This is a genomic window from Pseudomonas petrae (assembly GCF_021728295.1).
GTDB classification, from domain to species: Bacteria; Pseudomonadota; Gammaproteobacteria; order Pseudomonadales; family Pseudomonadaceae; genus Aquipseudomonas; species Aquipseudomonas petrae.
In genome coordinates this window covers 44,607-68,632 of sequence record NZ_JAKJXE010000002.1, presented here as the reverse complement: position 1 = coordinate 68,632, position 24,026 = coordinate 44,607, and the positions used below count along the sequence as shown (strand labels likewise).

The following is a 24,026-nucleotide window of genomic DNA, read 5'->3' as shown; positions in this document are numbered from 1 at the left end:
GGTTAGATGAGGCCGCGCGCGCGCCACTGCTCGCGTGTGTCGGCGTCGATGCCCACGCCGTCGAGCACCGCGTCGGTGTGCTGACCCAGAGTCGGCGCACGGGAGCGCACCTGCCCTGGGGTGCTGAGCAACTTGGGCACGATGCCGGGCAAGGTGACCGGCGTGCCGTCATCCAACTGACTGGGCAGCAGCATTTCCCGCGCCTGATAGTGCGGGTCGGCGGCGATGTCGGCGGCGTCGTAGATTTTCCCGGCCGGAATGTTCGCCTCTTTCAGCGCGTTCAGCACGTCGTCGAGCCCTCGCTCGGCGGTCCAGGTGGAGATCGCCGCATCGATGCGCGCAACGTGACGCACGCGGCCGTCGTTGTGCTCCAGCTCCGGGTCATTGGCCAGGTCCGGGCGGTCGATTTTTTCCATGAGGCGCTTGTAGATGCTGTCGCCATTGCCGGCGATGAGCGCGTACTTTCCGTCCTGGCAACGGTAGGCATTGCTGGGCGCGATGCCCGGCAGGCTGCTGCCAGCGGGTTCGCGCACGGCGCCGAACACCGAATGTTCGGGGATCAGGCTCTCCATCATGTTGAACACCGATTCGTACAGCGCGACGTCCACCTGCTGGCCGGCGCCGTGATGCTGCTCGCGGTGACGCAGCGCCAGCAGCACGCCGATCACCCCGTGCAGGGCCGACAGCGAATCGCCGATGGACACGCCCACGCGCACCGGCGTTCGACCGGGTTCACCGGACAGATGCCGCAAACCGCCCATGGCTTCGCCGATCACGCCGAAGCCCGGCAAGTCTCGGTAAGGCCCGGACTGGCCATAGCCCGACACTCGCAACATGATCAGGCCCGGGTTGATGGCGCTCAGGGTCTCCCAACCCAGACCCCATTTTTCCAGGGTGCCGGGGCGAAAATTTTCGATGAGGATGTCGGCGTCTTTCACCAGCCGCTTGACCACGTCATGGGCTTCAGCCTGACGCAGATCGAGGGTCACGGACTGCTTGTTGCGCGATTGCGCGGCCCACCAGACCGACGTGCCGTTATGCAGCAGGCGCCATTTGCGCAACGGGTCGCCGGTATTCGGCGGCTCGATCTTGATCACCTCGGCGCCGAAGTCGGCGAGGATCTTCGCGGCGAAAGGCCCGGCGATCAATTGGCCCATTTCGATGACCTTCATGCCATCCAGCGGCAGGCTCATGGGGATTCCTTATTGTTGGAAGGGATGTCGGGATCATCCTCTTAAACCGCCGTCGTGAGAATTTCAATGATTTCCACTACCCTTTCCACAACGGAAACCCTCGAAGGCACTCCATGCTCAACCTGCTGCAACTCGACCTCGCCTCGCTGCGGCTGCTGGTGCTCGCCGCCGACAGTCAGAACCTCACCAAGGCGGCCAACGGCGCGCACATGACCGTTTCGGCCGCCAGCAAGCGCCTGGCGGAACTCGAACGCGTCACCGGCTGCGGCCTGTTCATCCGCTTGCCCCGAGGCCTGCAACTGACGCCGGCCGGCAAAGGCCTGGCCGAACATGCGCGGCAGATGCTGGAGGCCGCTCAGCGCATGGCCGACGACGCCAGCGATTACGCCAACGGTGTTCGCGGTCACGTGCGCCTGTTTGCCAATACCTCGGCGGTGATCCAGTTCCTGCCCCACGACCTCAGCAGTTTCCTCGCCGCCCACCCGCAGGTGCGCATCGGCATGGAGGAAGCGTTGAGCGAACTGACCATTCAGGCCGTCGAGGACGGCCGCGCCGACATCGGCATTTTCGCCGACAATGTACCCGCGCCGAATCTGGAAACCCGGCCTTACCGCACCGATCGGCTGGTGGTGCTGGTGCCGCAGCAACACCCGCTTGCCGGGCGAGCCGAGGTCGCCTTCGCCGAGACGCTGGACTACGACTACGTGGCGCTGAACACCGGCAGTTCGCTGTTGCGGCGCATTAACGATGCTGCTGCCGACACCGGCCAGCGCCTGAAGGTGCGCATTCAAGTGGCGAGTTTCGATGGCATCTGCCGCATGATCGCCGCCGGACTGGGCGTCGGCATTCTGCCGGTTGGTGCTGTGGATCCGGGGCTTCTTGACAGCCGACTCACCGCCATCCCGCTGACCGATGGGTGGGCCTCGCGAACGTTGTTGGTGGGTGTGTCGGACGGCGCAAGGTTGTCGCCTGAAGCGCGTCATCTTTTCGGGTTTTTGGCGGGGGGAAAGCCGATACCCACCGGTTTGCCGCTCCACCTCCAGCACCACAGCACCTGAAACAAGAAGAGCGAGGAATTCAATATTTCGCGAGCGCCGGGTACGTGCTATAGCCTTCGGCAGCCTGGCTGAACCAAGTGTCCGGGTCGTCCTGGGCCAGAGCAAGATGGCGCAGCAGCCGCTCCGGCAGGTCCGGGTTGGCGATGAAAGGGCGACCGAATGCGATGGCATCTGCCTGGCCGGCGTCGAGGGCCGCCTGGGCGCGCCTGACGTCGTAGTCCGAATTGAGGATCAGCACCCCGTTGAATGCCTCACGAATCAGCGGCGCCAGGGGCGGCCGTTCGGAAACACCGAAGGTGCCATTGAGGGGCGGTTCGCGAAGTTCGAGATGGGCGATGCCCAGCTCTGACAATGCCTGAGCAGCGCGGATGAACAGTGTCTGCGGGTCACTGTCGCGAACACCTTGGTCATGGCTGCTGGGCGACAAGCGCACGCCTGTGCGGTCAGCGCCGATAACCTCGGCCACCGCGCGGGTCACTTCCAGCAGAAAACGAATTCGATTGTCGATCGAGCCGCCGTACTCATCGGTGCGAAAGTTGCCGCTGTCTCGCAGGAACTGGTCTACCAGATACCCGTTTGCAGCGTGGACCTGCACGCCGTCGAAGCCTGCCTCCATGGCATTACGCGTGGCCTGTTGAAACTGCGACAGGATCTCGGGGATTTCCTCGATCGGCAGTGCCCGGGCCGGCGTATACGGTTGTTTGCCCAGGTAGGTGTGCGCCAGCCCTGGCGCCGTGGTGACAGACGACGACACCGGCTGACCGCCCGCCAGAAAGCTGGGATGAACGACCCGGCCCATGTGCCACAGCTGGGCGATGATTTGACCGCCGGCCGCGTGAACAGCGTCGGTCACGCGCTTCCAGCCCGCGATCTGTTCTGCAGACCAGAGGCCCGTGGCATAGGCCCAGCCCAACCCCTGCTGGGTGATCCCGATCGCTTCCGAAATGATCAAACCGGCACTGGCGCGCTGGGCGTAGTAGTCAATCATGATCGCGGTGGGCACGTGCTCGCGGGTGCCGCGCCCTCGCGTCATCGGCGCCATCAGAACGCGATGGGGTAATTGGAGCGCGCCCACGCGCAGCGGCTGAAAGAGCGAAGTCATTGCAGATTCTCCCGCGCTGGACGCGATCAGACGAGGCGCGCGCCGCCATCAATGTTGAGCACGGCGCCGTTCATGAAGGTGTTGGCCATCAGGAAGACCACGGCGTTCCCCGCTTCTTCGGCCGAACCCAGGCGACGCAGCGGCAGCACTTGCTCAAGCGAAGCGACATAGGCATCGCGGCCGTCACCCAGGGCTTTGCCCAGGATCGGCGTATTGATCGGGCCGGGCGACAGGGTGTTGACCCGCACGGGCGCGAGTTCCAGGGCCATGCCGCGGGCCATGGCTTCCATCGCCGCAGACGCCGCCGCCAGAACGGCCGTGCCGTAGGCGTTTGGACGGTCGGCCAGGCTGCCGGAGATGAACGTGATCGAGCCTTGTTGGGAGAGCCTGTCGCCCAGGGCGCGAATGGCATGCACGGCAGCCCAGATACGTTCGTCGAATGCGCGGCGCAGATGATCAACGTCAGCGTCCATGACGCGACCCGCCACAAACGTACCGGCCAACAACACCAGGTGTGTCGACGTGCGCGATGTCGGAGAGCGCTGCATCGATGCTTTCGCGTTGGGTGACGTCTGCCGCCCGCCATCCTGCCAGGCCATGATCTTCTGCCGCCTGCCGGGCGCGTTCGGCGTTCGAGCCAATGACGATGACCGAGGCACCCGCCGCCGTGGCCTGGATGGCGGCCGCCAGACCGATCCCGGACGTCCCGCCAAAGACGACGACATGCTGGCCGTGAAGGCTGGAGGGAAGTGCCTGTGCGGTAGCGGTGGTGATCATGGGTAATCTCCTGTGAGCGCCGAAGTGACGGTCTGTGCAGCGAGACTATTCCTCAGAACCCGGCCTGAAAATCAGGGTCGACGTCGCTTCACTAATGCCCCGACGGCACGAATGCAGGGCCGCCTGACGTGGCACGCGTGTGCGTACGATATCAGCGGCTGATGTGCCCGTTGTTTCCCTGCCCGCCCGGGCAGGGCGCTGTGGTTGCTCCGCGGTTCCGCCTCAGTTGCGCTCCTGTAGCGCAAGTCCTACGCCGTGCTGCGTATGTCGCTGATGCGGCCAATAGACCACCATCGATTCAACGCTGCAGGTCTGGCGCAGCCGGCCTGGCGCCACCTTCATCCCGACACCTCAGCGTCGCGAGGGGCAACGTGATCCGCCCACTGGCGGCGTCCAGGCATCACTCCAAGAGAAACACTCCATGAAGCATTTGCATAAAGCGATCAGCGTCGGCGCACTCGCGTTGGCCATCGGGACAGCGTCCGCAGGGGAACCGGAAATGGCAGAGCATCACACACAGGCTTTCCTGAATGCGCTGGCGGCGGGGGGCGGCAAGCCGCTTGAGCAACTGAGCCCCAAGGATGCCCGCGCGGTACTGACCGGCGCGCAGAACTCCGTTGAAGTGGACATGACCGGGGTTGAAGTCAGCGACAGGACCATCAGGGCCGGTGATCAATCGATCAAACTGGTCATCGTGCGGCCCGCCCATACCAAGGGCGAGCTACCGGCCTTCATGTTTTTTCATGGCGGGGGCTGGGTGCTGGGCGATTACCCGACCCATGCGCGGTTGATTCGCGATCTGGTGGTGGCCTCGGGCGCCGTAGCGGTCTATGTCGATTACACGCCATCGCCTGAAGCGCATTACCCGGTGGCCATCAATCAGGCCTACACGGCGACGAAATGGGTCGCCGAACACGGCAAGGACATCAACGTGGATGGCTCGCGCCTGGCGGTGGCCGGCAACAGCGTTGGCGGCAACAGCGTTGGCGGCAACATGGCGGCGGTCGTGGCAATTATGGCCAAACAGCAACACACACCGAAGTTGCGTTTCCAACTGCTGCTGTGGCCGGTCACGAATGCAGGCTTCGACACGCCTTCTTACCAGACCTACGCCGAGGGGCATTTCCTGACCAGAAACATGATGACCTGGTTCTGGGACAACTACACCCAGGACCCGAAGCAGCGTGCTGAAATTCACGCTTCACCGCTACGGGCTTCGACAGAGGAGTTGAAAGGATTGCCGCCGGCGTTGGTGCAAACGGCCGGGCTGGATGTCCTGCGTGACGAAGGCGAGGCGTATGCGCACAAGCTGGATGCCGCCGGTGTTGAAGTCACGGCCGTGCGTTACAACGGCATGATCCATGACTACGGTCTGCTCAATCCGCTCAGCAAGGTTCCGGAAGTTCAGGCAGCAATGCGTCAGGCCGGTCTCGAGCTGGCGGCTCATCTGCGTTGAGGCCTGCACGCACCTGGGTTAAACACAGGGGCGATTGAACAGGGCCAGCTTCTTATACACCGCGTATGGGAAGCTGACTCACATCATTGGAACGGGCTGATTCGCGACGTCACTCAGCAATGATCTGCAGCGCAACTGCAAGTAGGTGTAAAGGCCGCGAATGGCCGGGGAGAATTGTTTTCGGTGCGGGCAGATGAAGTGCAGCGGGAACAACTCCCCCCGCTGTTCCGAGAGCAATACCTCCAGGTGACCGGACTGAATATCCTGACAAATGTCGAGCCAGGACTTGTAGATAATCCCCTCGCCCGCGATGGCGCACCGCCGGATCACATCGGCGTCGTCACTGACCACCGGGCCGGAAACGCTGATGTAGGTGGAACTGCCATCGGCGGCCGGAAACACCCATCGGTCGTACAACTTGCCATTGAGGTGGTAGCGCAGGCACTGGTGGTTTTTCAACGCTTCCAGCGATGTCGGCCGGCCCTGCTTATCGAGGTAAGAAGGAGCGGCGGCGATCACCCTGCAATTGTGAGGGGCAAGCGGCAGGGAAACGAAATCGGCGTTCGGGATCATCCCGTAACGGATCGCCACATCAATGGGTTCACGGTAGATGTCGGAAATATGATCCGACAACGACAGGCGAATATTCAGCCCGGGGTTTTGCTGTCGGAACTCGATCAGCCACGGCAATAAAATGTTGCGCCCGAAATCGGAGGAACTGGCGATTTGCAGGGTGCCGCGCAGGTCCGTGTCACTCTGGTGCAGGCAAGCCTTGCCGGCATGCAGCGAATCGAGCACCCCACGGGCGTGAGGCAGGTAGTTCTCACCTTCCAGCGTCAATCGCAAACTTCGGGTAGAGCGGGCGAAAAGACGGATATCCAGTTCACGCTCCAGACGCTTGATGGCCGCGCTGATTTGCGAGGGCAGTAAATTCATCTCCCGGCCAACGGCTGAAAACTGTCCAGCGATGCCACTCTTACAAAGATCGCGAGATCATCAATCCGAATCATCCTGGCCCCCATTTGCCGCGACAACCATAGAGGTCCCATGCGCTGAATAGAATGGGTGCAGGTGTCATTTCAGTTGTGCCGTTAGGGCATGAGTGTCGTGTCAAAACCAATATTGACAGGGAGATCATAGGGTTGCAGCGATCTAAAAGTGACACAGGGTTAGGGAATCGTCGGTGCGCGTCAGTCAGTCGCAAGTGGGCAGTTGTATAACCCCGGTGTTTTGCCTCTAATTGCCGCCATGAAAGAGCAAATAGGTTTGGAAAGGCTCACGGGCCTCATAGCGTTTGCGCGTACGGCTTCGTTGGGGAGTTACACCGCCGCGGCACGGGTACTGTCGGTGTCGCCATCGGCGGTGAGCAAAAGTGTGCAGAGGCTGGAAGAGCACTTCGGGCTGAAGTTGTTCAGCCGCACCACTCGGTCCCTCACCTTGACGCCCGAGGGCAGGGATCTATACGAACGCGCGCTGAGAATCATCCGGGAAGTGGAAGACATCGAGCAGGCTGCCGTGGCGACCCGCGCCGAGCCGTCCGGCACCTTGAGAGTCACCGCTCCGCTGCCTATCGGCACCAATATCCTCGCCCCGGCCCTGCCCCGGTTCACCGCGCGCTACCCCAAGCTGGCGATCGATCTCAGGCTGGGCGATCAGTTCGCCGACATCATCGAACAGGGCATCGACGTCGCCGTGCGTGTGGGCAATCTGGCGGATTCGCGTCTGATTTCCCGAGCACTGGGCCCGCATCGAATAGGCGCGTTCGCCTCCCCGTGCTATCTGGAGAAACATGGCGTCCCCGATCGGCTGGAAGATTTGCTCGACCACCAATGCGTGAACTTCCGCTATCAGAGTTCGGGCCAAGCCCTGCGCTGGCCGTTCGCGGTGGAGGATCGACTGGTGGAACTGACGCCGGATGCGTGCATCACCATCGACGCGAGTGACGCAGTGGCAGCGGTGCTCGCAGCGGGCGGCGGGATCGGCATCTCCCCGACGTACGTGGCGGCGCCGTTCGTCAAACGCGGCGAATTGGTGCCGGTGTTCCCGGACTACATGGTGGACCGCTTCGCGATCACTGCCCTGTGGCCCGAAAGCCGACGCGGCAGCCCGAACGTGAGAGCCTTCCTGGACTTTTTGATCGAACTTTTCCCGACCCCCACGGCGTGGGACGCCATCGTGCAGCCTCCCCGCCGACACGATCGAGCACCGTGACTATGACCCGAATCGTGATCGTGACCGGGCGGCCTACCCCGCCAGTCGCGATTCGCTGAGCGCAAACTCGTTGCTGAGGCACCCGGAATCCGCTTCGGAAAACCTGATCTCGGCCAACCCCGACGCCTGCAGCAGCGTCAACAGTGTTTGCAGGTCAGCCGAGTGGTAGTGGGCCTTTTTGGCGTGATCGCTCTCCCACACGCCGATGATCTTCCAGCAATAGCGGCGGTATGAGCGGACTTCCAGGCGATAGACGACGCACCCCGGTAACGCGTTGAGTGACTTCAAGACCCTCGTCAATGCTGCATCGAGTGCCGGGGTGGCATGGAAGCGAAGCTCCATGCTGTTGAAACTGCTGACATAACCATCGGGCGGTGGCCGCATGTTCTCTTCCTTTTGCAGGAGCATAGGTAAACCACGACGCACGCCCCTGTTGGATGGCGGCGTCCGCTTGATCTCGGCGTTACACCTGCATGATCTCCCGTGGGAGCCAGGGCGAGAATGCGGTGCCGCAAAGTAGGGCTTACGCAGCAGGAGAGAGAATAGATCGGCGCCGTGTCAGGGATCACTGCACGCGTTGTTCAGGAGGACCGGCTTCAGCCGGGAAGAGGCTAGCGCAGACACCATCCATTTTGCGGCGTAACGCATGACGCCTTCCCGGCTGAAGCGATCCTGCTAACAGAAGGGGCCAGTCCAGCCGCCGTCGGTTTCAGGGCTGGCGCATCACACCGGCACTGTCAACCCCGTCCATTGTTCAGACAGCGCCCACAGGCGTTCAGCGAGTTCGGCATCGGTCGCCCAGCGCGCCACGCCGGCGCGGCCCGCTTCAGCGTCATGCGGGGCGGCGATGTTGCAGTCTTCGCAATACACGCCGCCCTTGCCGTCCAGCGCGGGACTGGTCGCGCACCACAATCCCGTCGCAGCGCCCTGCTCCACGGTTTTCAGGCCTGCGTGGGGGTCCAGCCGTTGGTTGCCCTGCTCGTCCAGCACGTCGAACGCCGCGATTTCCTCGGCGCTGAGGTGCCGGCCCAAGTCAGTAAGAATTTGCCCCGGATGCAGCGAAAACCCCCGCACGCCGCGATCTTTCCCACGCGCGTCGAGGCCAATAGCGAACAGCGCATTGGCGGTTTTGGACTGACCGTAGCCCACCCATTTGTCGTAGGGGCGGCGCTGAAAATCGATGTCATCAAAATCGATCCCGGCAATCTGGTGCCCTCGCGACGACACGGATATCACCCGCGCACCACCCGCCGCCACCAGCGCTGGCCACAGCCCGCAGGTCAACCGGTAGTGTCCGAGGTGATTGGTCGCGAACTGGCTTTCGTGGCCGTCGACGTCCCGTGACAGAGGCGACGCCATCACGCCGGCGCAGTTGATCAACAGCGCGACCGGCTGACCTTCCCCGACGACGCGGCGGCTGAAGGCGCTCACCGAATCGGGGTGAATCAGGTCCAGTTCGCGGACGTCGATCCTGTCGGCGCCGGCAATTCCGGCCAGCGCGACACGGGCGCGCTGCGGGTCTCTGGCCGGAACGATAACCCGAGCGCCTGCGGCGACCAGATGTTGGGTGGTGACAAGACCCAGACCGGAATGACCGCCGGTGACAATGGCCAACTGGCCGGTAAGGTCGATGCCTGCCATGACTTCAGCAGCAGTGCTGGCGGCGTTGAAGGGTGTGGCGATGGGTTGCTGAGGCGTGGACATGCTGTTCTCCCGGATGAGTATCGCGAGAGGGGATTCTTGGCTAAGCTCGCAGGACGAACCAGTCATCTGAATCCGGTTTTCTGTCGTGATCATCCAAAACCCTGAATCTGATCCCCTTTCCGACGTACTGGCCCTGGCCGGTTTGCGCGCCGCGTGCTCCGTTCGGCTTCAGGCGGGTGGCGCCTGGGCCCTGCGCTTCAAGCCCATCGAGCTGAAATTCAATGTCGTGCGCCGAGGCGAATGCTGGCTGCGCATGGACGGCGTGCCACCCCGACGGCTGCGCACCGGCGACTGCTTCGTGGTGTCGCGCACGCCCTTCTTTCTGGCGAGCGCGCCGGAGGTGGAAGCGCTGGACGCCTCCGAGGTGTTTTCGACGTCGGGCGAATCGGCGCGCTTTGGGGTCGGCGATGAGGTGGAATTGCTCGGCGGCAGCGTCTCGCTGGTCAGCCCCGGCGCCGTCGAACTGCTCGACCTGCTGCCGCCCGCGTTGATCATTCACGCCGAAAGCGGCGCTGCGACCTCCTTTGGCTGGCTGCTGGACGAGCTGGACCGGGAATGGCAATCGGGGCTGGTGGGCGCCCAGGCCATGTGCAACGACTTGCTCCGACTGATCTTCATCCACGCGCTGCGCCATCACATCTCGACGGCCGATGCCACTGAGCTGAAATGGCTGGGCGGGCTGCGCCACCCGTCGATCGCCCCCGTGCTGCGAGCCATTCACGGCACTCCAGAGAGGTCATGGACCCTGACTCAGCTGGCGAGCCTGGCGTGCCTGTCACGCTCCAGCTTCGCGGCGCTGTTCAAAAATGTAGTGGGCCAGGCCCCGGTGGAATACGCCACGCGCTGGCGCATGCAGGTCGCGGCGGCGCGCTTGCTCGATGGCGTGGACAGCGTCGCGACGGTAGCGGCGGCGCTGGGCTATTTGTCCGACGCGGCGTTTGGCGTGGCCTTCCGCCGCGTCCATGGCAAGTCGCCAGGACGCTACCGACGCGAGACCGTCGGGATCAGCCCGGCATCGCGGTAGTCCTGAATCAGCGCGTCGAACAGCTCGATGTCGGATCGTGTCCGGGCAATCAACTGCGCCCCGGCCACAGCGGTATAAATCGCCAGCGCGCGGCGTTCGCATTGAGCGACGCTGCCCAAGCCCGCCTCCATCAGCCTGTCCGCCAGCCAGGCCACGCTGGCATCGGCATAGGCTTTTACCTCGCGGCGGATTTCTTCCGGCAGGTCCTCGTGCTCGGCAGCCATGAAGCTGGACAGGCACAGGCGGTTGCCGTTTTCCAGGGAATTGCGAAAGATCGACGGATACAGCGCCAGGCAGCGCAGCGGATCAGGGTTGACCTCGCGGATCGCTTCAAGCGCTTTGGCGGTGTCCTGCCAGTAACGCGCCGCGACCGCAGCGCCCAGCTCGGCCTTGCTCGGGAAGTGGTAGTAAATGCTGGCGTTCTTGATGCCGACCGTTTCGCCGATGCTGCGGAAATTGATGCCGCTGTACCCGTGCAACTGTGCCGCCGTTTTCGCAGCGGCCAGAATGGCCTCGCGCGCATTTTCGCTCACGCTAAATTCCTCAAAGGGTCGATTGATGGGCCGCATGCTACGCCCAAACACATCAACCTGCCAATTGACAGGTAGGGATTGACAGCATGGTCGAACGCGCCCAAAGTTTGCCTACCAACTGACAGGCAGACACATCATGACCTCCTCACTAGCGCAGTCCGATACTTCCGCTCTTCCGATGATGACAATCCACGACTGGTTCAATGGCCCCTACCCGGCCCGGGTTCGTATCGCACTGGCAGAGAAAAACCTGCTCTCGCGCATCGAATTCGTCCCGGTAAACCTGTGGAAAGGCGAGCACAAGAAACCCGAATTTCTGGCCATCAATTACTCCGGCACGCTGCCCGTGCTTGAACTGCAAGACGGCACCCTCATCGCCGAATGCACCGCCATCACCCAGTACCTGGACGCCCTCGTCGGCAGCCCCGACCTCACCGGCACAACCCCGGTGGAGAAAGGCCGCATTCACATGATGACCAAACGCGCGGAGATCGAGTTTCTCGACGCGGTCAGCACGTATTTCCATCACGGCACACCTGGCCTGGGGCCTGAAGTCGAGCTGTACCAGAACGCCGAATGGGGCAACCGCATGCGCGACAAGGCAGTGCGGGGCATGGGCTATTTCGACAGCGTGCTGAAGACGCAGCCCTTCGTGGCGGGAGAATCGTTTTCGATGGCCGACATCGCGGTCTTCGGCGGAATGATCTTCGCCTCGCTGGTGGAGCTCGCGGTGCCGGCAGAATGTGAGGCGCTGCTGGCCTGGCACGCGAAGATGAACGAGCGTCCGAGCATCCAGACCTGGCGGGCCATGGTTGCAGCGGGCGCGCCGAAGGCGCTGAAACCCTGAACCTGGCAAATTCAGAACTTAATCGGGCGCGAGGGATCGCACCACTGAGCCGCTTGTTTGGGCATCAACCGATTTCGGAGGTGAATGCATGAAGTTCGTGAAGCTGGGTTCCACGGGGCTGGACGTGTCGAGGCTGTGCCTGGGGTGCATGACGTTTGGCGACCCGGATGCCGGCACGCACCCGTGGACGCTGGATGAAAACGCGAGCCGGCCGATCATCAAGCACGCGGTCGAGCAAGGCATCAACTTCTTCGACACAGCCAACAGCTACTCGGCGGGCACCTCGGAAGTCATCGTCGGCAAGCTGCTGAAGGAATTCACCCGTCGCGAAGAAACCGTCATCGCGACCAAGGTGTTTTTTCCGGCCAATATGTGGGAAGGCTCGAAGCGCCCCAACGAACAGGGCCTGTCGAGGAAAGCCATCATGGCCAACATCGACGCCAGCCTGACCCGGCTGGGCACCGACTACGTCGACCTGTACCAGATTCATCGCTGGGATTATCACACCCCCATCGAAGAAACCATGGAAGCGCTGAACGACGTAGTCCGGGCCGGCAAGGCGCGCTACATCGGCGCGTCGTCGATGTTCGCCTGGCAGTTCGCCAAGGCTCAACAGGTCGCGGCGGCCCATGGCTGGAGCCGCTTCGTGTCCATGCAGAACTACCTCAATCTGGTGTACCGCGAAGAACAGCGCGAAATGATTCCTCTGTGCCTGGATCAGGGCGTCGGCCTGATGCCGTGGAGCCCGATGGCCCGTGGCAGGCTCACCCGGCCCCACGGTCAGCAGACTGAACGCACCAGAACCGACATCTCCGGCCAGTCGTTTTACGAGGCAACGGAAGCCGAAGATGGCCGCGTCATCGACGTGGTCGAGCAGATTGCCGGTGAGCGCGGCGTGCCTATGGCGCAAGTCGCGCTGGCCTGGGTATTGGCTCAGCGTGGCGTGTCGGCGCCTATCGTCGGGGCGTCCAGGCCGCACCATCTGGACGATGCGATCGCGGCGCTGGATCTGGTGCTCAGCGATGACGAAGTGAAACGCCTTGAGGCGCCCTACGTTCCCCATGCCGTGACGGGTTTCGCGTGAGGCCCGATGGCAGTTCGGGGCTTGCCACGGGCCGGGCCGTCGTGTTGTTCGACGGCACCTGCAAGCTGTGCAATGGCTGGGCGACCTTCATCATCCGTCAGGACCGCGAGCACCGCCTGACGCTGGCTGCCGTGCAGTCAGCCGAGGGTCAGGCGCTGCTGAAATGGGCGGGATTGCCCCAGGATCAGTTCAGTACCATCGTGCTGGTGGAGAACGACCGTTTTTATGTGCGCTCGGACGCGATGTTCAAGATCCTCGCCCACCTGCCCGCGCGATGGCACTGGCTGCTCATGGCGCGGGTTTTCCCGAGGGCTTTACGCGACTGGCTGTACGACAAAATCGCGCTGAACCGCTACAAGCTGTTCGGCCGTTATGACGCATGTCACTTGCCCGCTGCGGATCATCAAGACCGCTTCCTGACCCAGGAGGCCCTCAAGTAGCGATCTGGAGAAAGCCACTCACTGGAGAAGCCGCTCTCCTGGAGAAAGCAGCGACCTGAACCACCCCGCGCTGGGTGAACGAGTGCAGTTCAGTGACCCGGCTTGCGCGCCCACGCGCCAAACATCACGTCGCCGATGTAGATCCCGTCAGACTGCGTGCGCTCATCATCAAGGCGCTGCTGCAGGGTGTCGATGTCCACTTCGTCGGCGGTCGCCACGCCCAGCGTGATGATGCGCGGCAGGCACGCCCGGACGATGTAACCCAGGGCGTAGACCTTGTCGGGGGTCTGCACGATGCATTCGGCGCGCACGTTTTCCACGGCCAGACCGGCCTTGCTCAGAATGCCGTGCAGGTGAAAGCCGATGTGCAGGTCGGCGCCTTCGCGGGTGATCATTTCGCGGACCCAGCCCTGGGCTTTGCGGTGCAGGGCGAAGCCGTCGAGGCTGGCCGGGACCATCGTGGTGTCGTGTTCCTGGAAGACCATGACGCCGGCGGGCCGAAGCAGCCGGGCCAGCGCCGTTGCCGCCGCCACGGTGTCGGGCTGATACATCAGCACGCGACGCCCGACAATCGCGTCGAACGTCCCCAACGATGCCGGCACGTCCAGTAGCCCGCTCTGAACAAACGTAGGGAACGCTTGCCCCGCAGCTGCCCGGCTGCGCGCCGTGGCAAGCGCCGCGTAATCGTGATCGATCCCTACGACTTCGCCTGTTTCGCCTACCAGCCCGCTCAGCAGAAACGCCACGTCCCCCGATCCGCAACCCACGTCCAGCACGCGCATCCCTGGGCCAATGCCGGCATCGCTCAGCAGTTGGGCGGTGAAATCGGGTTTGGCAGTCGTCATGGGAGGCGCTCCTGAAATGTGCGCGGAGTCTGCGCCACGGCCGGGATCCGGCGCAACGCACTCCCTCTTCGCTGTTACATCCCTATATGTGGGACGACCAATCACATATTGAGGTATCAGGGTATGTCGTCTATGGTGGGACTTATTCGCTCTTCATAGCTCCCCATAAGAACAACAGGAAATCCCATGCCCCCGCCATTTCTGGATTCGGGCCTGCACGCCAGCACCATGAAGCGCCTCAACCTCAAGTTGATCCCCTTTCTGATGCTGCTGTACATGGTCGCGTACATCGACAAGTCGAACATTTCCGTCGCCGCGTTGCAGATGAATGCCGAGCTGGGCCTGACCGCTCGCATGTATGGCATCGGCGTGGGCCTGTTCTTTCTGACGTACATCCTTCTCGAAGTCCCCAGCAGCGTCATTCTCACGCGGGTCGGCGCGCGGCGCTGGATCGCGCGGATCATGATCACCTGGGGCATCGTCGCGGCGGGCATGGCGTTCGTGCAGAGCGCCAATCAGCTGTACGGCATGCGCCTGCTTTTGGGTGCCGCCGAGGCCGGTTTTACGCCGGGGATCATTTATTACCTGTCGCAGTGGTACCCGAAAACCGATCGGGCCAGGGCCATGTCGTTCTTCTACATCGGCGCCGCGCTGGCGTCGGTGATCGGCCTGCCGCTGTCGGGCGCGTTTCTGCATCTGGACGGGTATTTCGGCGTCAGCGGCTGGCGCTGGCTGTTTCTGCTGGAAGGTCTGCCGGCGGTGATCCTCGGGATCGTCGTATTGGGCTACCTGCCGGACTCGCCGCAGACCACCCACTGGCTGCAAGCCGATCAGAAGCAATGGCTGAGCCGCACCATCGCCGCCGAGCAGGCGAACTCACCGATCTCCCACCATGCCGCCTGGCAGAGCGCCTTTCGCAGCCGTCAGGTCTGGCTGTTGAGCCTGTTCTGGCTGTTGCAGGCGTTCGGCACCATCGGCATCACGCTGTTCCTGCCGCTGATCGTCAAATCGGTGTCGGGCCAGGAGTCGTTCACCGTCAGCGTGCTGTCGGCACTGCCCTTCCTGTTTGCCTGCGTGTTCATGTATTTCAACGGCAGCCATTCCGACCGCAAGGGCGAACGCGGGTGGCATCTGGCGCTGCCGCTGATGGCGGCCGGTGTTCTGCTCGCGCTGGCGGTCTGGACCAGCAACCCGTGGCTGGCGTACGGACTGCTGGTGGTGGCGGTCGGTCTGAACTGGGCCGCCACGCCGGTGTTCTGGGCGACGACCACCGAATACCTGTCGGGCGCTGCCGCCGCTGCGTCCATCGCGCTGATCAACTCCATCGCCAACATCGCCGGCCTTGGCCTGCCGCCTGTCATGGGCTGGATCAAGGACGCCACGCAAAGCTACGACTACGCACTGCTGCTGGTCTCCGCAGCGTTGCTCGCCGGCGGTGTATTGGGACTGTTTCTGGCCCGTTCGCCACGTTCGGCGCCTGTCACAGCCACCTCAACGGCCCCCGCTGCTGCTCCTGTCTCAAGAGGTTTAGATGAAGCCAAGGCTCCTTAAAATCGCCCGTTTGCCGGCCATGCTCGATGACGCGCTGAACGCGACCTACGAGGTGGTGGACGCCGATCAAAACGGCACCGGCGTCGACGAATCGACCGCCGACATCCGCGCCATGGTCGCCAATGGCGAATCCACCGTTAGCCGTCAGTTGATCGAAAGCCTGCCGGCGCTGGAAGTCATTGCCGTGTTCGGCGTGGGCTACGACGGCGTCGATGTGGCGGCGGCGCGGGAGCGTGGCATCCGCGTCACCCACACCCCGGACGTGCTCACCGAAGACGTGGCGGATTTCGCCATGGCCTTGATGCTGGGCATCGCGCGCAACCTGCGCGGGGCCGACCGCTTCACCCGCTCGGGTGCCTGGGCAAACGGGCCCATCGCGTTCAGCCGCAAGGTCAGCCGGGCTCGCTTGGGCATCATTGGTCTGGGCCGCATTGGCGCCGCCATCGCCCGTCGAGCCCAAGGCTTCGACATGTCGATCGCTTATACCGGTCGACGTCCACAGGACGTCGGGTTCACTTATTACGCGTCAGCCCTCGAACTGGCCGCAGCAGTGGATTTTCTCGTCGTCGCGGTCGGCGGCAGCGCCAGCACCCATCATCTGGTGGACGCGAGGGTGCTGGAGGCGCTGGGGCCCAAGGGGTATCTGATTAACGTCGGCCGTGGCAGCGTGGTCGATGAAAACGCCCTCGCCCAGGCCCTCGCCGAGGGTCGTCTGGCGGGCGCGGCGCTGGACGTCTACGAAAACGAGCCGCACCCCGCCGCTGCGCTGCTCGATCTGGACAACGTCTTGCTCACCCCGCACATGGCCAGCGCCACGTGGTACACCCGGCAGGCGATGTCCGATCTGGTCATGGCCAACCTCCACGCCTGGCACAGCGGGACAGACTTGCCCACCCCCGTGCCGGAATAATCCGACGTCGCCAGCAGCACGCTGAATGAACAACCGAGCCGGGGAAGACGGGATGCGTTGCCTGTTTGCAGTGAGGGTTTGGAGGTATGGTGTGGCTTTCCCTTCCAAGGAAGATCCATGGCCACGCATCCCTCCAGTCACGCTCAAAAACACCTCGCCGTTCTGATTGATGCGGACAACGCCCCCGCCGCCATCGTCGAAGGCTTGTTTGAAGAGATCGCCAAATATGGCGTCGCCAGCGTCAAGCGCATCTACGGCGACTGGACCGGGCCGCAGCTCGGCGGCTGGAAGAACGTCCTGCTCGATCACTCGATCCAGCCCATCCAGCAATTCGCCTACACCAAAGGCAAGAACGCCACCGACAGCTCGCTGATCATCGACGCCATGGACCTGCTGTACACCCGCCGCTTCGACGGCTTTTGCCTGGTCTCAAGCGACAGCGACTTCACCCGCCTGGCGTCGCGATTGCGCGAAGAAGGCCTGACCGTGATCGGCTTCGGGGAGGAGAAAACGCCCCGTCCGTTCGTGGCGGCCTGCGATAAATTCATCTACATCGAATTGCTCCGCGAAGAGGTGATCGCCGCCGCCAGCGCAGAGCAGACGCTCGACGCTCCCGCGCAGTCCGATGTGGCAAAGCCCGCAGCGACCGAGACGCCGAAACGGCCCAAAGCGCCTATCAGCTTCATCGCGAAAATTCTGGACGACATCGCCGACGAAGACGGCTGGGTCCAGCTCGGCGCCCTGGGCACCAACATCACCAAGCTGCGACCGGAATTCGACCCGCGCACCCACGGCTACAAAAAGCTCAGCGACCTGATCAAGGGCTACCCGCAAGCGTTCGAGCTGCAAGCCAGACCCGCGTCCAGCGGCACGGCAGTGATGTACGTCAGGCACAAACAAAACGGCAAATAACCCCCATCGGTGTTTTTCATTCAAGGAGTTTTTCATGCCCCTCTTCTCAGTCGACTATCGCTTCAAAGATGAGCCCCGCAACCACCGCTTCGAGCTGAATCAGCCTGAGCTATCGGCGTCCGACGCCGCGATGCACCTGCTTGAGCTGCATTTCGGCGACAGCGAAAACAGCCTGATCATGCCCAACGCCGACGCCCTGCCGGATGAAATCACTGAACAGGCCGGCCAGCTTGGGCTGACGGATATTCACGTCACGCCAGGCTCTACTGATGCCTCCTTGCGGTAATACCTGCGCCGATGACGTCCGGTAAAACGCGTTGAACCCTGCAGCGGCACCTGCATCCGATCACTACGACTGAACATTTCCCGACTGACAGGTGCCCCGTGATCGAGATCAACAGCTACACGACCGTCAAGCGTCGAGAACGCGTGCCCCATGACGTGTTCGCCCACTACTGGCGCGACGTCCACGGCCCGCTGTGCTCGCGGCTTCCCGGCCTGGGCTTGTACATCCAGCACCACTTTTCCCGGCAGCAGGACGCCCACCTCTGGCCCCTCGCCGACGGCATCCGCGAGATTCAGGATTACGAACTGGACGGTGGCGTGGAGATCGGCTTCGAATCCGCTGCGGACCAGAAGCAGTTTCAGGACGCCAGCCCCATTCTGTTTTCGGACGAACAGAACATGTTTGACGAGACCCTCGCCTACGCCCTGCCCCAGGGCTCGCTGACCCTGACCAATTCGCTGGCGGATGAGCGGTTCAACGGCACCGACACCTTCGACCGCATTCACGTGCATTTCAGCCCCCGCGCAAACCTGCCGCAGTTGCACGCGTACTTGAAGTCGACGCTGGGGCCGCTGCTGGCAGCGGCCGACGATGTGGTCAAGGTCGGTCTGCACTTGTGCGAACCCTTCGAGAACGATGGCCAGCACCCACCTGCGCCCAACGTCGCGCACTTCGCTAACCCGGCGCGCGCAGAATTGGCCGTGCTGGAAATCGCGTTCAAATCGCCGCTGGCGCGTCGGCGATTTTTCCAGAGCGACGTGTTCCAGAACAGCTTGGCTGAGCAGTCGCAGCACATCGCCCAGCTCAAGGCGTTCGCCGTCTCCGGGCTCTACACCTACGTGCGCGACACGTCCCTGACCACCGCAGGGTTGCGCGGCAGTCGGGCAGCAGAGCTGATTGAATACCTGGGCGCGGTGAATCAGGTTACGCCGGATGTTGAGGCACTGATGCTCAAAGGCGGGCAAAACACATAAGCGCGACTCTCGGCAGCCACGTCCGGTGGCCGCCAATCTGCTCGGGTTTACGCGGTCGTCAGTACAACGTATCAGCGATCCGCCCCGGCAGCGCCTTGTCATAGGCCTCGCCGTCGATGGCTGCTTTTGAGACCTCCCTCAGAATCTGCCCCGCCGTCGGCAGCGCGCTGCGCGGTACCTGCCGCGACACATCCCACAGCCCTGCCCTGATCACCGCACGGCTGCACTGGAAATACACGCTGGTCACGGTGATGCGCAGCACCGATTTCGGCGGCTTCCCCTCCACGGCAAAACGCGCCAGCAGATCGGGCGCAATGGAGATCTGCGCCGTGCCGTTAACGCGCAAGGTTTCGCCGACGCCTGGGACGAGAAACAAAAGCGCCACTCGCGCGTCCTCGACGATGTTGCGCAGGGTGTCGATACGGTTGTTGCCCCGTCGGTCCGGCAGATACAGCGTTTTGCTGTCTTCGATATGCACAAAGCCTGGCAGATCGCCCCGCGGAGACGCATCCAGGCCGCCCGCTCCCGACGAGGCAAGAATCACGAACGATGCCGCTTCGATGAACGGTCGGTAAACCGGGTGGATGTGATCCACTTCCTTGACCAGGGACGGCGGCGCGATCGGGCCATACACCGCTTCCAGGGCCTGCACGGTTGTCAGGTATGAGCTGTCTTCAAGATCCATCGAGCGCTCTCTAAAATGTGTTCGTGTTTTTTTGTGGGATTGATTGTTGCGGGATGGCTTTTGCGAAAAAAAACGCCGGCATGCCGTGGTGTTTGATAAACCCTGCGGCCCATCTTGCCAAGGACTGTGTGGAAGATTTATCCGGGATCTGGTTCACTGCCTGCCTTTTCACAGTCCAGCATCTGCACACCGGGTAAACAGGCATGAACCGTCGCAAGAAACTTAACCAGATACTGAGAGCCAACGCGAAAAAAGCGAGTGCCAAACTGGCGCCGAAGAACAAAGACACCTACGTCAGCAAGGCCGACCGGTTGAAGCTGGCTGAGGCCAATGCTGAAGCCACGACCGAATCCACCCCTGAAGCGGTCAGCCCTTCCGAGCCAGTGTGAATGCCCTCAATTTTGCAGTGTGATTGCCGACGCCTTCCCGGCTAAAGCCGGTCCTGCGGGACGCGCCCGGTGTCAGTGGGACCGGCTTTAGCCGGGAAGAGGCCAGTGCGTACGCCATCAATTTTGCAGCGTGATTGCCGACGCCTTCCCGGCTAAAGCCGGTCCTACGGGACGCGCGCGGTGTCAGTAGGACCGGCTTCAGCCGGGAAGAGGCCAGTGCGTACGCCAACAATTTTGCAGTGTGATTGCCAACGCCTTCCCGGCTAAAGCCGGTCCTACGGGACGCGCGCGGTGTCAGTAGGACCGGCTTCAGCCGGGAAGAGGCCAGTACATACGCCATCCATTTTGCAGTGCGACTGCCGGCGCCTTCCCGGCTAAAGCCGGTCCTACGGGACGCGCGCGGTGTCAGTGGGACCGGCTTTAGCCGGGAAGAGGCCAGTGCGTACGCCATCAATTTTGCAGCGTGATTGCCGACGCCTTCCCGGCTAAAGCCGGTCCTACGGGACGCGCGCGGTGTCAGTGGGACCGGCTTCAGCCGGGAAGAGGCCAGCGGGGACGCCATCCATTTTGCAGTGCGACTGCTGACGCTTTCCCGGCTAAAGCCGGTCCTACACGGAACACGCCATATCACGGTGATACCGACTTCAGCCGGGAATGGTCTTCGATCACCGCCCGCACACGATCGGCATCGGCGGCAGTGACCGGGTTATAGACGATCATCGACAGGTCCAGGCGACCGTCCACCGCAAAGTTCGAGTATTCCAGCTCGATGATGCCGTGGGGATCGTGGCGCAGGCGCTTGGTGCCTTCGCCCTGAAGCCGCACGTCGTTGTCCCGCCACAGCGCCGCAAACTCTGGGCTCAGGGTGCACAGCTCTTCGGCCAAGCGGGTCACCTCAGACGCAGCACCGGCGCGGGTCGCATCCGCCCGAAACGCCGCGACGATGAAACGCGCCACGGCGTTCCAGTCAGCCTGCCGGGCCTGGGCCCGAGGGTTGCAGAACATCAGGCGCAAGATGTTGCGTTGCCCCACCGGCAGCAGGCTGTAATCGGTGAAGACCGCCGCCGCTGCGGTGTTCCAGGCCAGCACGTCCCACGTCGCCGTCTTGATAAACGCGGGGCTGAACGCGAGGGTGTCGAGGACGCGTTGCAGGCGCGGCGTCACCCCGTCGGGCGCGCTGTAGACCACTTCCGGCGGATGGCCGAAGGCGAGCATGAACAAGTGCTCACGCTCGGATTCGGTCATCAACAGACTTTCGGCAATCCGGTTCAGCACCTGCGCCGACGGTGCACCGCCGCGCCCCTGCTCCAGCCACGTGTACCAGGTCGCGCTGATATTGGCACGCTGCGCGACTTCTTCCCGGCGCAGACCCGGTGTGCGTCGTCGGCCGGAAAAGCCGAAACTCGCCGGGTCCAGGCGCGCGCGGCAATCCTTCAGATACGTGCCCAGCAAATGAACAGACGGGTTGGCCATGATGATCCTGTTGGTTTTTATACCCTGATAATGTCACGTCTTTTAAGCGGATAAACGTTACGCGCATCCTGCCGGCTTCAGCAAAAGGAGTTTTCAGCAATGCGCGTATTTCTTACCGGTTCCACAGGTTTTATCGGCTCCCACGTCGCAAGGGAATTACTCGCCGCAGGTCATCAGGTGATGGGGATGACGCGCTCCCAGGCAGGCGCCGACGCATTGCGCGCCATCGGTGCCGAGCCTCATCACGGCACCCTTGAAGACCTCGCCAGCCTGCGACGCGGCGCCGAACAGTGCGACGCGGTCATTCATACCGCGTTCGATCACGACTTCGCCCACTTCGCCGACAACTGCCAGAAAGATGCGCGGGCCATTGCCGCGCTGGGCGAGGCGCTGAACGGTTCGCAGCGCCCGCTGTTGATCACTTCCGGCACGCCGATGGGTTCGCCGGCACCGGGCGAGCCCGCCGATGAAGATCACTTCAATCCCGAGCATCCAAACCCTCGAGCCGCTTCGGAACTGGCCGCAGAGGCGCTGCTGCAGCGCGGCCTCAACGTGGTGGTGATGCGCCTGTCGCAAATCCACGACACGGTCAAACAGGGCCTGGTCACCGAACTCATCAAGCACGCGCAGCAGTCAGGCGTCTCGGCTTATGTCGATGAAGGCCTGAATCACTGGTCCGCCGCGCACGTCTCGGACACCGCGCAGCTGTACCGCCTTGCGCTGGAGCAGCATCAACCGGGCGCTCGCTATCACGCAACGGCCGAAAGCCATATCCCGTTCCGCCTCATCGCCCAAGCCATGGGCGAAGGACTTGGCCTGCCCGTTGTATCGGTGTCGGCAGATGAGGCGATCGCGGAGTTCGGTTGGCTGTCGACGTTCGTCGGCAAAGACATGTCCTGTAACAGCAGCAAAACCCGGGCACGGTTGGGCTGGGTGCCGACCGGGCCGGGTTTGATTGAAGATCTCAACGGGTGTTTTGAACGGCGGTGAATGATTGGTGGAGACTCCGAGCTGCCGCTTCTAACTAAGGGCCCGTGCGCGCAACGGGCCTACAGCGCATCAGAACCCCATGAGAAGCGATAAGCGCGCACAGGCGCCGGCGGCTCGCAGCGACCATTGTCCGCGTCGGGCCCTACGATCAACCACTCGGCCCTCGACGTCGAACCCAGTTGGCGAGCTTTGCCTGCTACAAAGCAGCGTTCAAGCTCGGCGGCGGGCACCAGAGCAAAGGCGGATGGATGAGTGCGCAGCCAGAGCGCAGCGTGCTCGACGGCGGATTGATCGGCAAAGCCGAAGTGCACCAACGGCTGGCGGGCGAACAGCCAGTGCCCTTCCCGCCAGCCGACCAGCACCAGTTCAGCGCCGTCCGTCAGCCGAGCCGCTTCGGCCATGAGTACCTTGTGGGGATTGGGGCCGTCGGTAAACGGCTCGACGAAACCACGGGCGAACCACAGGCAAAACCATGCCACCACCGCTACACGAAACACGGCGCGGGCTTTCGGACGATCGCCAAACCATCGTCGAAGCAGCCACGGAATCAGCGGCGCAGCGGCCAGCACCAAGCCTGGTAGCGCAGGAAAAATATAGATTTTCCGCTTGCCGGTGCTCAGGCAGAAAAACAGCACCACGAGGACGACCCAGCCCAGCAACAGCAAAATCCGGGCGTCGTGCTTTCGCAGTTGCCGACGCCAGGCGGGTACCAGCCACGGCAAAGCCAGAACCAACGGCAGCCAGTACTGCGGGATGACGGTGAGGAAATACCAGAACGGTTCGCGGTGATCCCAGGCCGACGCGTACCGGCCACCGGTCTGGTGAAGCAGGATCTCCTTCAGGTAACCCAGCTCGTCCATGCCACCCTTGAGCCACACGGTGGCAAGCAGCGGGACAAGCCAGACCGCACATCCCGCCAGCACCACCAGAAAACCGGCAGCCCAGCGAATCCCCTGCCCTGGCATGATGGCCACACCCGACCAACCCTTCCGAACGGCATAGCCGTAGGGCACCAGCATCAACGCGGGTAGAAAACCGACCCCCTTGCTGATGATGCCCAGGCCCATCGCCAGACACCCAAGGTAGAACCAGCCCCACGCCGGGCCCAGCAGAAGATGCCGGACCATGCCGTAGAAGCCGAGCGCCACCCACAGGCACAGGAAGCTGTCGATCTGGCCGGTGCGCAGGATGCTGTAGGTCTGATAGGTGGCTAGAAACAGCAGCGCGGCAGTGCGACCCACTCTGCGGCACCACAGGCGCCGGCCCAAGTCGTACAACACAGCGGTGGCTGTCGCCGCCGAGAGCAGGCCCGGGATGAAGAGTGCCAGCGACGGCGAACCGGTCAGCCAGGTGAAAAACGCCACTGTCCACATGAACAAGGGTGGTTTGTCGCCGTAGATTTCGCCGGCCCGATGGGGAATCAACCAGCTGCCGCTGTGCAGCATCTCCAGCGCCACACCCAAAAAACGTTCTTCGTCGACATTAAGCGGTTGCCTGATGCCAAAGCCTGCGCCGACCAGCAGCAGGGAAAGCGCAACCAGCGCCAGGCATTGCCACGCGGGAGAATGAACACGTCCCACCG

26 protein-coding genes are annotated in these 24,026 nt (G+C 62.9%); 14 read left to right on the top strand and 12 right to left on the bottom strand.

Features of this window, described 5'->3' with window-relative positions:
• Positions 1 to 2: 2 nt before the first annotated feature.
• Positions 3 to 1,193 (bottom strand): CaiB/BaiF CoA transferase family protein, encoded by a 1,191-nt coding sequence (locus tag L4G42_RS03880; RefSeq protein ID WP_237252558.1) that lies wholly within the window; start codon positions 1,191 to 1,193, stop codon positions 3 to 5.
• Between the two features lie 113 nt (positions 1,194 to 1,306).
• On the opposite strand from L4G42_RS03880, the gene L4G42_RS03875 reads away from it, so the two are divergent.
• A complete protein-coding gene (locus L4G42_RS03875) occupies positions 1,307 to 2,251 on the top strand; it encodes a LysR family transcriptional regulator (RefSeq protein ID WP_237252557.1) in 945 nt (314 codons plus the stop codon).
• A gap of 19 nt (positions 2,252 to 2,270) precedes the next feature.
• Here the strand turns inward: L4G42_RS03875 and L4G42_RS03870 are convergent, their stop codons facing one another.
• From L4G42_RS03870 to L4G42_RS26035, 3 genes are read right to left on the bottom strand one after another with little or no spacing between them, the layout of a single operon-like run.
• Entirely contained in the window at positions 2,271 to 3,353 is a 1,083-nt protein-coding gene (locus L4G42_RS03870) for an alkene reductase (protein WP_237252555.1), read from the bottom strand.
• A 26-nt stretch (positions 3,354 to 3,379) separates the two neighbouring features.
• Entirely contained in the window at positions 3,380 to 3,826 is a 447-nt protein-coding gene (locus tag L4G42_RS26040; protein ID WP_272905090.1) for an SDR family oxidoreductase, read from the bottom strand.
• On the bottom strand, positions 3,816 to 4,130 hold the full coding sequence (locus tag L4G42_RS26035) for an SDR family NAD(P)-dependent oxidoreductase (protein ID WP_272905089.1): 315 nt from the start codon (positions 4,128 to 4,130) through the stop codon (positions 3,816 to 3,818). Before L4G42_RS26035 ends, L4G42_RS26040 begins: the two co-directional genes overlap by 11 nt.
• A 421-nt stretch (positions 4,131 to 4,551) precedes the next feature.
• Between L4G42_RS26035 and L4G42_RS03860 the strand changes: the two genes are divergently transcribed.
• Positions 4,552 to 5,586, top strand: a complete 1,035-nt coding sequence (locus tag L4G42_RS03860; RefSeq protein WP_237260573.1) for an alpha/beta hydrolase — start codon at positions 4,552 to 4,554, stop codon at positions 5,584 to 5,586.
• 78 nt (positions 5,587 to 5,664) lie between these two features.
• Here the strand turns inward: L4G42_RS03860 and L4G42_RS03855 are convergent, their stop codons facing one another.
• The gene (locus L4G42_RS03855; RefSeq protein WP_336886403.1) at positions 5,665 to 6,522 is read right to left on the bottom strand and encodes a LysR family transcriptional regulator; all 858 of its coding nucleotides are present in this window, start codon (positions 6,520 to 6,522) and stop codon (positions 5,665 to 5,667) included.
• Between the two features lie 330 nt (positions 6,523 to 6,852).
• Between L4G42_RS03855 and L4G42_RS03850 the strand changes: the two genes are divergently transcribed.
• Entirely contained in the window at positions 6,853 to 7,797 is a 945-nt protein-coding gene (locus L4G42_RS03850) for a LysR family transcriptional regulator (RefSeq protein ID WP_237252549.1), read from the top strand.
• Between the two features lie 33 nt (positions 7,798 to 7,830).
• On the opposite strand, the gene L4G42_RS03845 is transcribed toward L4G42_RS03850, so the two are convergent.
• Both L4G42_RS03845 and L4G42_RS03840 read right to left on the bottom strand, forming a co-directional pair.
• Positions 7,831 to 8,181 carry a hypothetical protein gene (locus L4G42_RS03845; RefSeq protein WP_237252548.1) on the bottom strand — a complete coding sequence of 117 codons (351 nt, stop codon included), beginning with the start codon at positions 8,179 to 8,181 and terminating at the stop codon, positions 7,831 to 7,833.
• A 339-nt stretch (positions 8,182 to 8,520) separates the two neighbouring features.
• Positions 8,521 to 9,501: an oxidoreductase gene (locus tag L4G42_RS03840; RefSeq protein ID WP_237252547.1), complete on the bottom strand. Its 981-nt coding sequence runs from the start codon at positions 9,499 to 9,501 to the stop codon at positions 8,521 to 8,523.
• 85 nt (positions 9,502 to 9,586) lie between these two features.
• On the opposite strand from L4G42_RS03840, the gene L4G42_RS26110 reads away from it, so the two are divergent.
• Positions 9,587 to 10,525 carry an AraC family transcriptional regulator gene (locus L4G42_RS26110; RefSeq protein ID WP_237260571.1) on the top strand — a complete coding sequence of 313 codons (939 nt, stop codon included), beginning with the start codon at positions 9,587 to 9,589 and terminating at the stop codon, positions 10,523 to 10,525.
• Here L4G42_RS26110 and L4G42_RS03830 read toward each other — a convergent pair.
• Positions 10,483 to 11,058 carry a TetR/AcrR family transcriptional regulator gene (locus L4G42_RS03830; protein WP_237252545.1) on the bottom strand — a complete coding sequence of 192 codons (576 nt, stop codon included), beginning with the start codon at positions 11,056 to 11,058 and terminating at the stop codon, positions 10,483 to 10,485. The genes L4G42_RS26110 and L4G42_RS03830 overlap by 43 nt on opposite strands.
• 136 nt (positions 11,059 to 11,194) lie before the next feature.
• Between L4G42_RS03830 and L4G42_RS03825 the strand changes: the two genes are divergently transcribed.
• The 3 genes from L4G42_RS03825 to L4G42_RS03815 all read left to right on the top strand — a co-directional run bounded on the left by L4G42_RS03825 (position 11,195) and on the right by L4G42_RS03815 (position 13,429).
• A complete protein-coding gene (locus L4G42_RS03825; RefSeq protein WP_237252544.1) occupies positions 11,195 to 11,905 on the top strand; it encodes a glutathione S-transferase family protein in 711 nt (236 codons plus the stop codon).
• 88 nt (positions 11,906 to 11,993) lie between these two features.
• Positions 11,994 to 12,989: an aldo/keto reductase gene (locus L4G42_RS03820; RefSeq protein WP_237252538.1), complete on the top strand. Its 996-nt coding sequence runs from the start codon at positions 11,994 to 11,996 to the stop codon at positions 12,987 to 12,989.
• Entirely contained in the window at positions 12,986 to 13,429 is a 444-nt protein-coding gene (locus tag L4G42_RS03815) for a thiol-disulfide oxidoreductase DCC family protein (protein ID WP_237260569.1), read from the top strand. Before L4G42_RS03820 ends, L4G42_RS03815 begins: the two co-directional genes overlap by 4 nt.
• Before the next feature lie 89 nt (positions 13,430 to 13,518).
• On the opposite strand, the gene L4G42_RS03810 is transcribed toward L4G42_RS03815, so the two are convergent.
• Positions 13,519 to 14,274 (bottom strand): methyltransferase domain-containing protein, encoded by a 756-nt coding sequence (locus L4G42_RS03810; protein ID WP_237260568.1) that lies wholly within the window; start codon positions 14,272 to 14,274, stop codon positions 13,519 to 13,521.
• 186 nt (positions 14,275 to 14,460) lie between these two features.
• Here L4G42_RS03810 and L4G42_RS03805 point away from each other — a divergent pair, with 186 nt between their 5' ends.
• The 5 genes from L4G42_RS03805 (at position 14,461) to L4G42_RS03785 (ending at position 18,907) form a co-directional block, all read left to right on the top strand.
• The gene (locus tag L4G42_RS03805) at positions 14,461 to 15,825 is read left to right on the top strand and encodes an MFS transporter (protein WP_237252532.1); all 1,365 of its coding nucleotides are present in this window, start codon (positions 14,461 to 14,463) and stop codon (positions 15,823 to 15,825) included.
• On the top strand, positions 15,806 to 16,735 hold the full coding sequence (locus tag L4G42_RS03800; protein WP_237252531.1) for a 2-hydroxyacid dehydrogenase: 930 nt from the start codon (positions 15,806 to 15,808) through the stop codon (positions 16,733 to 16,735). The genes L4G42_RS03805 and L4G42_RS03800 overlap by 20 nt, the downstream gene beginning before the upstream one ends.
• A 117-nt stretch (positions 16,736 to 16,852) precedes the next feature.
• Positions 16,853 to 17,647, top strand: a complete 795-nt coding sequence (locus tag L4G42_RS03795; protein WP_237259564.1) for an NYN domain-containing protein — start codon at positions 16,853 to 16,855, stop codon at positions 17,645 to 17,647.
• A 34-nt stretch (positions 17,648 to 17,681) separates the two neighbouring features.
• Positions 17,682 to 17,933 (top strand): hypothetical protein, encoded by a 252-nt coding sequence (locus L4G42_RS03790; RefSeq protein WP_237252527.1) that lies wholly within the window; start codon positions 17,682 to 17,684, stop codon positions 17,931 to 17,933.
• A 98-nt stretch (positions 17,934 to 18,031) separates the two neighbouring features.
• A complete protein-coding gene (locus L4G42_RS03785) occupies positions 18,032 to 18,907 on the top strand; it encodes an EthD domain-containing protein (protein ID WP_237259565.1) in 876 nt (291 codons plus the stop codon).
• Between the two features lie 58 nt (positions 18,908 to 18,965).
• Here L4G42_RS03785 and L4G42_RS03780 read toward each other — a convergent pair whose 3' ends face one another.
• Positions 18,966 to 19,592 carry a pyridoxamine 5'-phosphate oxidase family protein gene (locus L4G42_RS03780; protein WP_237252525.1) on the bottom strand — a complete coding sequence of 209 codons (627 nt, stop codon included), beginning with the start codon at positions 19,590 to 19,592 and terminating at the stop codon, positions 18,966 to 18,968.
• 203 nt (positions 19,593 to 19,795) lie between these two features.
• On the opposite strand from L4G42_RS03780, the gene L4G42_RS03775 reads away from it, so the two are divergent.
• A complete protein-coding gene (locus L4G42_RS03775; protein ID WP_237252524.1) occupies positions 19,796 to 19,981 on the top strand; it encodes a DUF2986 domain-containing protein in 186 nt (61 codons plus the stop codon).
• Positions 19,982 to 20,608: 627 nt separating this feature from the next.
• On the opposite strand, the gene L4G42_RS03770 is transcribed toward L4G42_RS03775, so the two are convergent.
• Positions 20,609 to 21,454, bottom strand: coding sequence for a helix-turn-helix transcriptional regulator (locus tag L4G42_RS03770; protein WP_237252523.1), 846 nt, complete (start codon positions 21,452 to 21,454; stop codon positions 20,609 to 20,611).
• A 99-nt stretch (positions 21,455 to 21,553) separates the two neighbouring features.
• Here L4G42_RS03770 and L4G42_RS03765 point away from each other — a divergent pair, with 99 nt between their 5' ends.
• Entirely contained in the window at positions 21,554 to 22,444 is an 891-nt protein-coding gene (locus L4G42_RS03765; protein WP_237252521.1) for an SDR family oxidoreductase, read from the top strand.
• A gap of 59 nt (positions 22,445 to 22,503) precedes the next feature.
• Here the strand turns inward: L4G42_RS03765 and L4G42_RS03760 are convergent, their stop codons facing one another.
• Entirely contained in the window at positions 22,504 to 24,024 is a 1,521-nt protein-coding gene (locus L4G42_RS03760; protein WP_237252520.1) for an ArnT family glycosyltransferase, read from the bottom strand.
• Positions 24,025 to 24,026 lie beyond the last annotated feature (2 nt).

Coding starts and splice junctions, on each gene's coding strand:
- L4G42_RS03800 (WP_237252531.1), top strand. CDS start 15,806: ATGAAGCCAAGGCTCCTTAAAATCGCCCGTTTGCCGGCCATGCTCGAT.
- L4G42_RS03765 (WP_237252521.1), top strand. CDS start 21,554: ATGCGCGTATTTCTTACCGGTTCCACAGGTTTTATCGGCTCCCACGTC.
- L4G42_RS03845 (WP_237252548.1), bottom strand. CDS start 8,181: ATGCGGCCACCGCCCGATGGTTATGTCAGCAGTTTCAACAGCATGGAG.
- L4G42_RS03820 (WP_237252538.1), top strand. CDS start 11,994: ATGAAGTTCGTGAAGCTGGGTTCCACGGGGCTGGACGTGTCGAGGCTG.
- L4G42_RS03860 (WP_237260573.1), top strand. CDS start 4,552: ATGAAGCATTTGCATAAAGCGATCAGCGTCGGCGCACTCGCGTTGGCC.
- L4G42_RS03840 (WP_237252547.1), bottom strand. CDS start 9,501: ATGTCCACGCCTCAGCAACCCATCGCCACACCCTTCAACGCCGCCAGC.
- L4G42_RS26035 (WP_272905089.1), bottom strand. CDS start 4,130: ATGATCACCACCGCTACCGCACAGGCACTTCCCTCCAGCCTTCACGGC.
- L4G42_RS03870 (WP_237252555.1), bottom strand. CDS start 3,353: ATGACTTCGCTCTTTCAGCCGCTGCGCGTGGGCGCGCTCCAATTACCC.
- L4G42_RS03810 (WP_237260568.1), bottom strand. CDS start 14,274: ATGACGACTGCCAAACCCGATTTCACCGCCCAACTGCTGAGCGATGCC.
- L4G42_RS03855 (WP_336886403.1), bottom strand. CDS start 6,522: ATGAATTTACTGCCCTCGCAAATCAGCGCGGCCATCAAGCGTCTGGAG.
- L4G42_RS03875 (WP_237252557.1), top strand. CDS start 1,307: ATGCTCAACCTGCTGCAACTCGACCTCGCCTCGCTGCGGCTGCTGGTG.
- L4G42_RS26040 (WP_272905090.1), bottom strand. CDS start 3,826: ATGGACGCTGACGTTGATCATCTGCGCCGCGCATTCGACGAACGTATC.
- L4G42_RS03795 (WP_237259564.1), top strand. CDS start 16,853: ATGGCCACGCATCCCTCCAGTCACGCTCAAAAACACCTCGCCGTTCTG.
- L4G42_RS03825 (WP_237252544.1), top strand. CDS start 11,195: ATGACCTCCTCACTAGCGCAGTCCGATACTTCCGCTCTTCCGATGATG.
- L4G42_RS03780 (WP_237252525.1), bottom strand. CDS start 19,592: ATGGATCTTGAAGACAGCTCATACCTGACAACCGTGCAGGCCCTGGAA.
- L4G42_RS03880 (WP_237252558.1), bottom strand. CDS start 1,193: ATGAGCCTGCCGCTGGATGGCATGAAGGTCATCGAAATGGGCCAATTG.
- L4G42_RS03770 (WP_237252523.1), bottom strand. CDS start 21,454: ATGGCCAACCCGTCTGTTCATTTGCTGGGCACGTATCTGAAGGATTGC.
- L4G42_RS03775 (WP_237252524.1), top strand. CDS start 19,796: ATGAACCGTCGCAAGAAACTTAACCAGATACTGAGAGCCAACGCGAAA.
- L4G42_RS03790 (WP_237252527.1), top strand. CDS start 17,682: ATGCCCCTCTTCTCAGTCGACTATCGCTTCAAAGATGAGCCCCGCAAC.
- L4G42_RS03805 (WP_237252532.1), top strand. CDS start 14,461: ATGCCCCCGCCATTTCTGGATTCGGGCCTGCACGCCAGCACCATGAAG.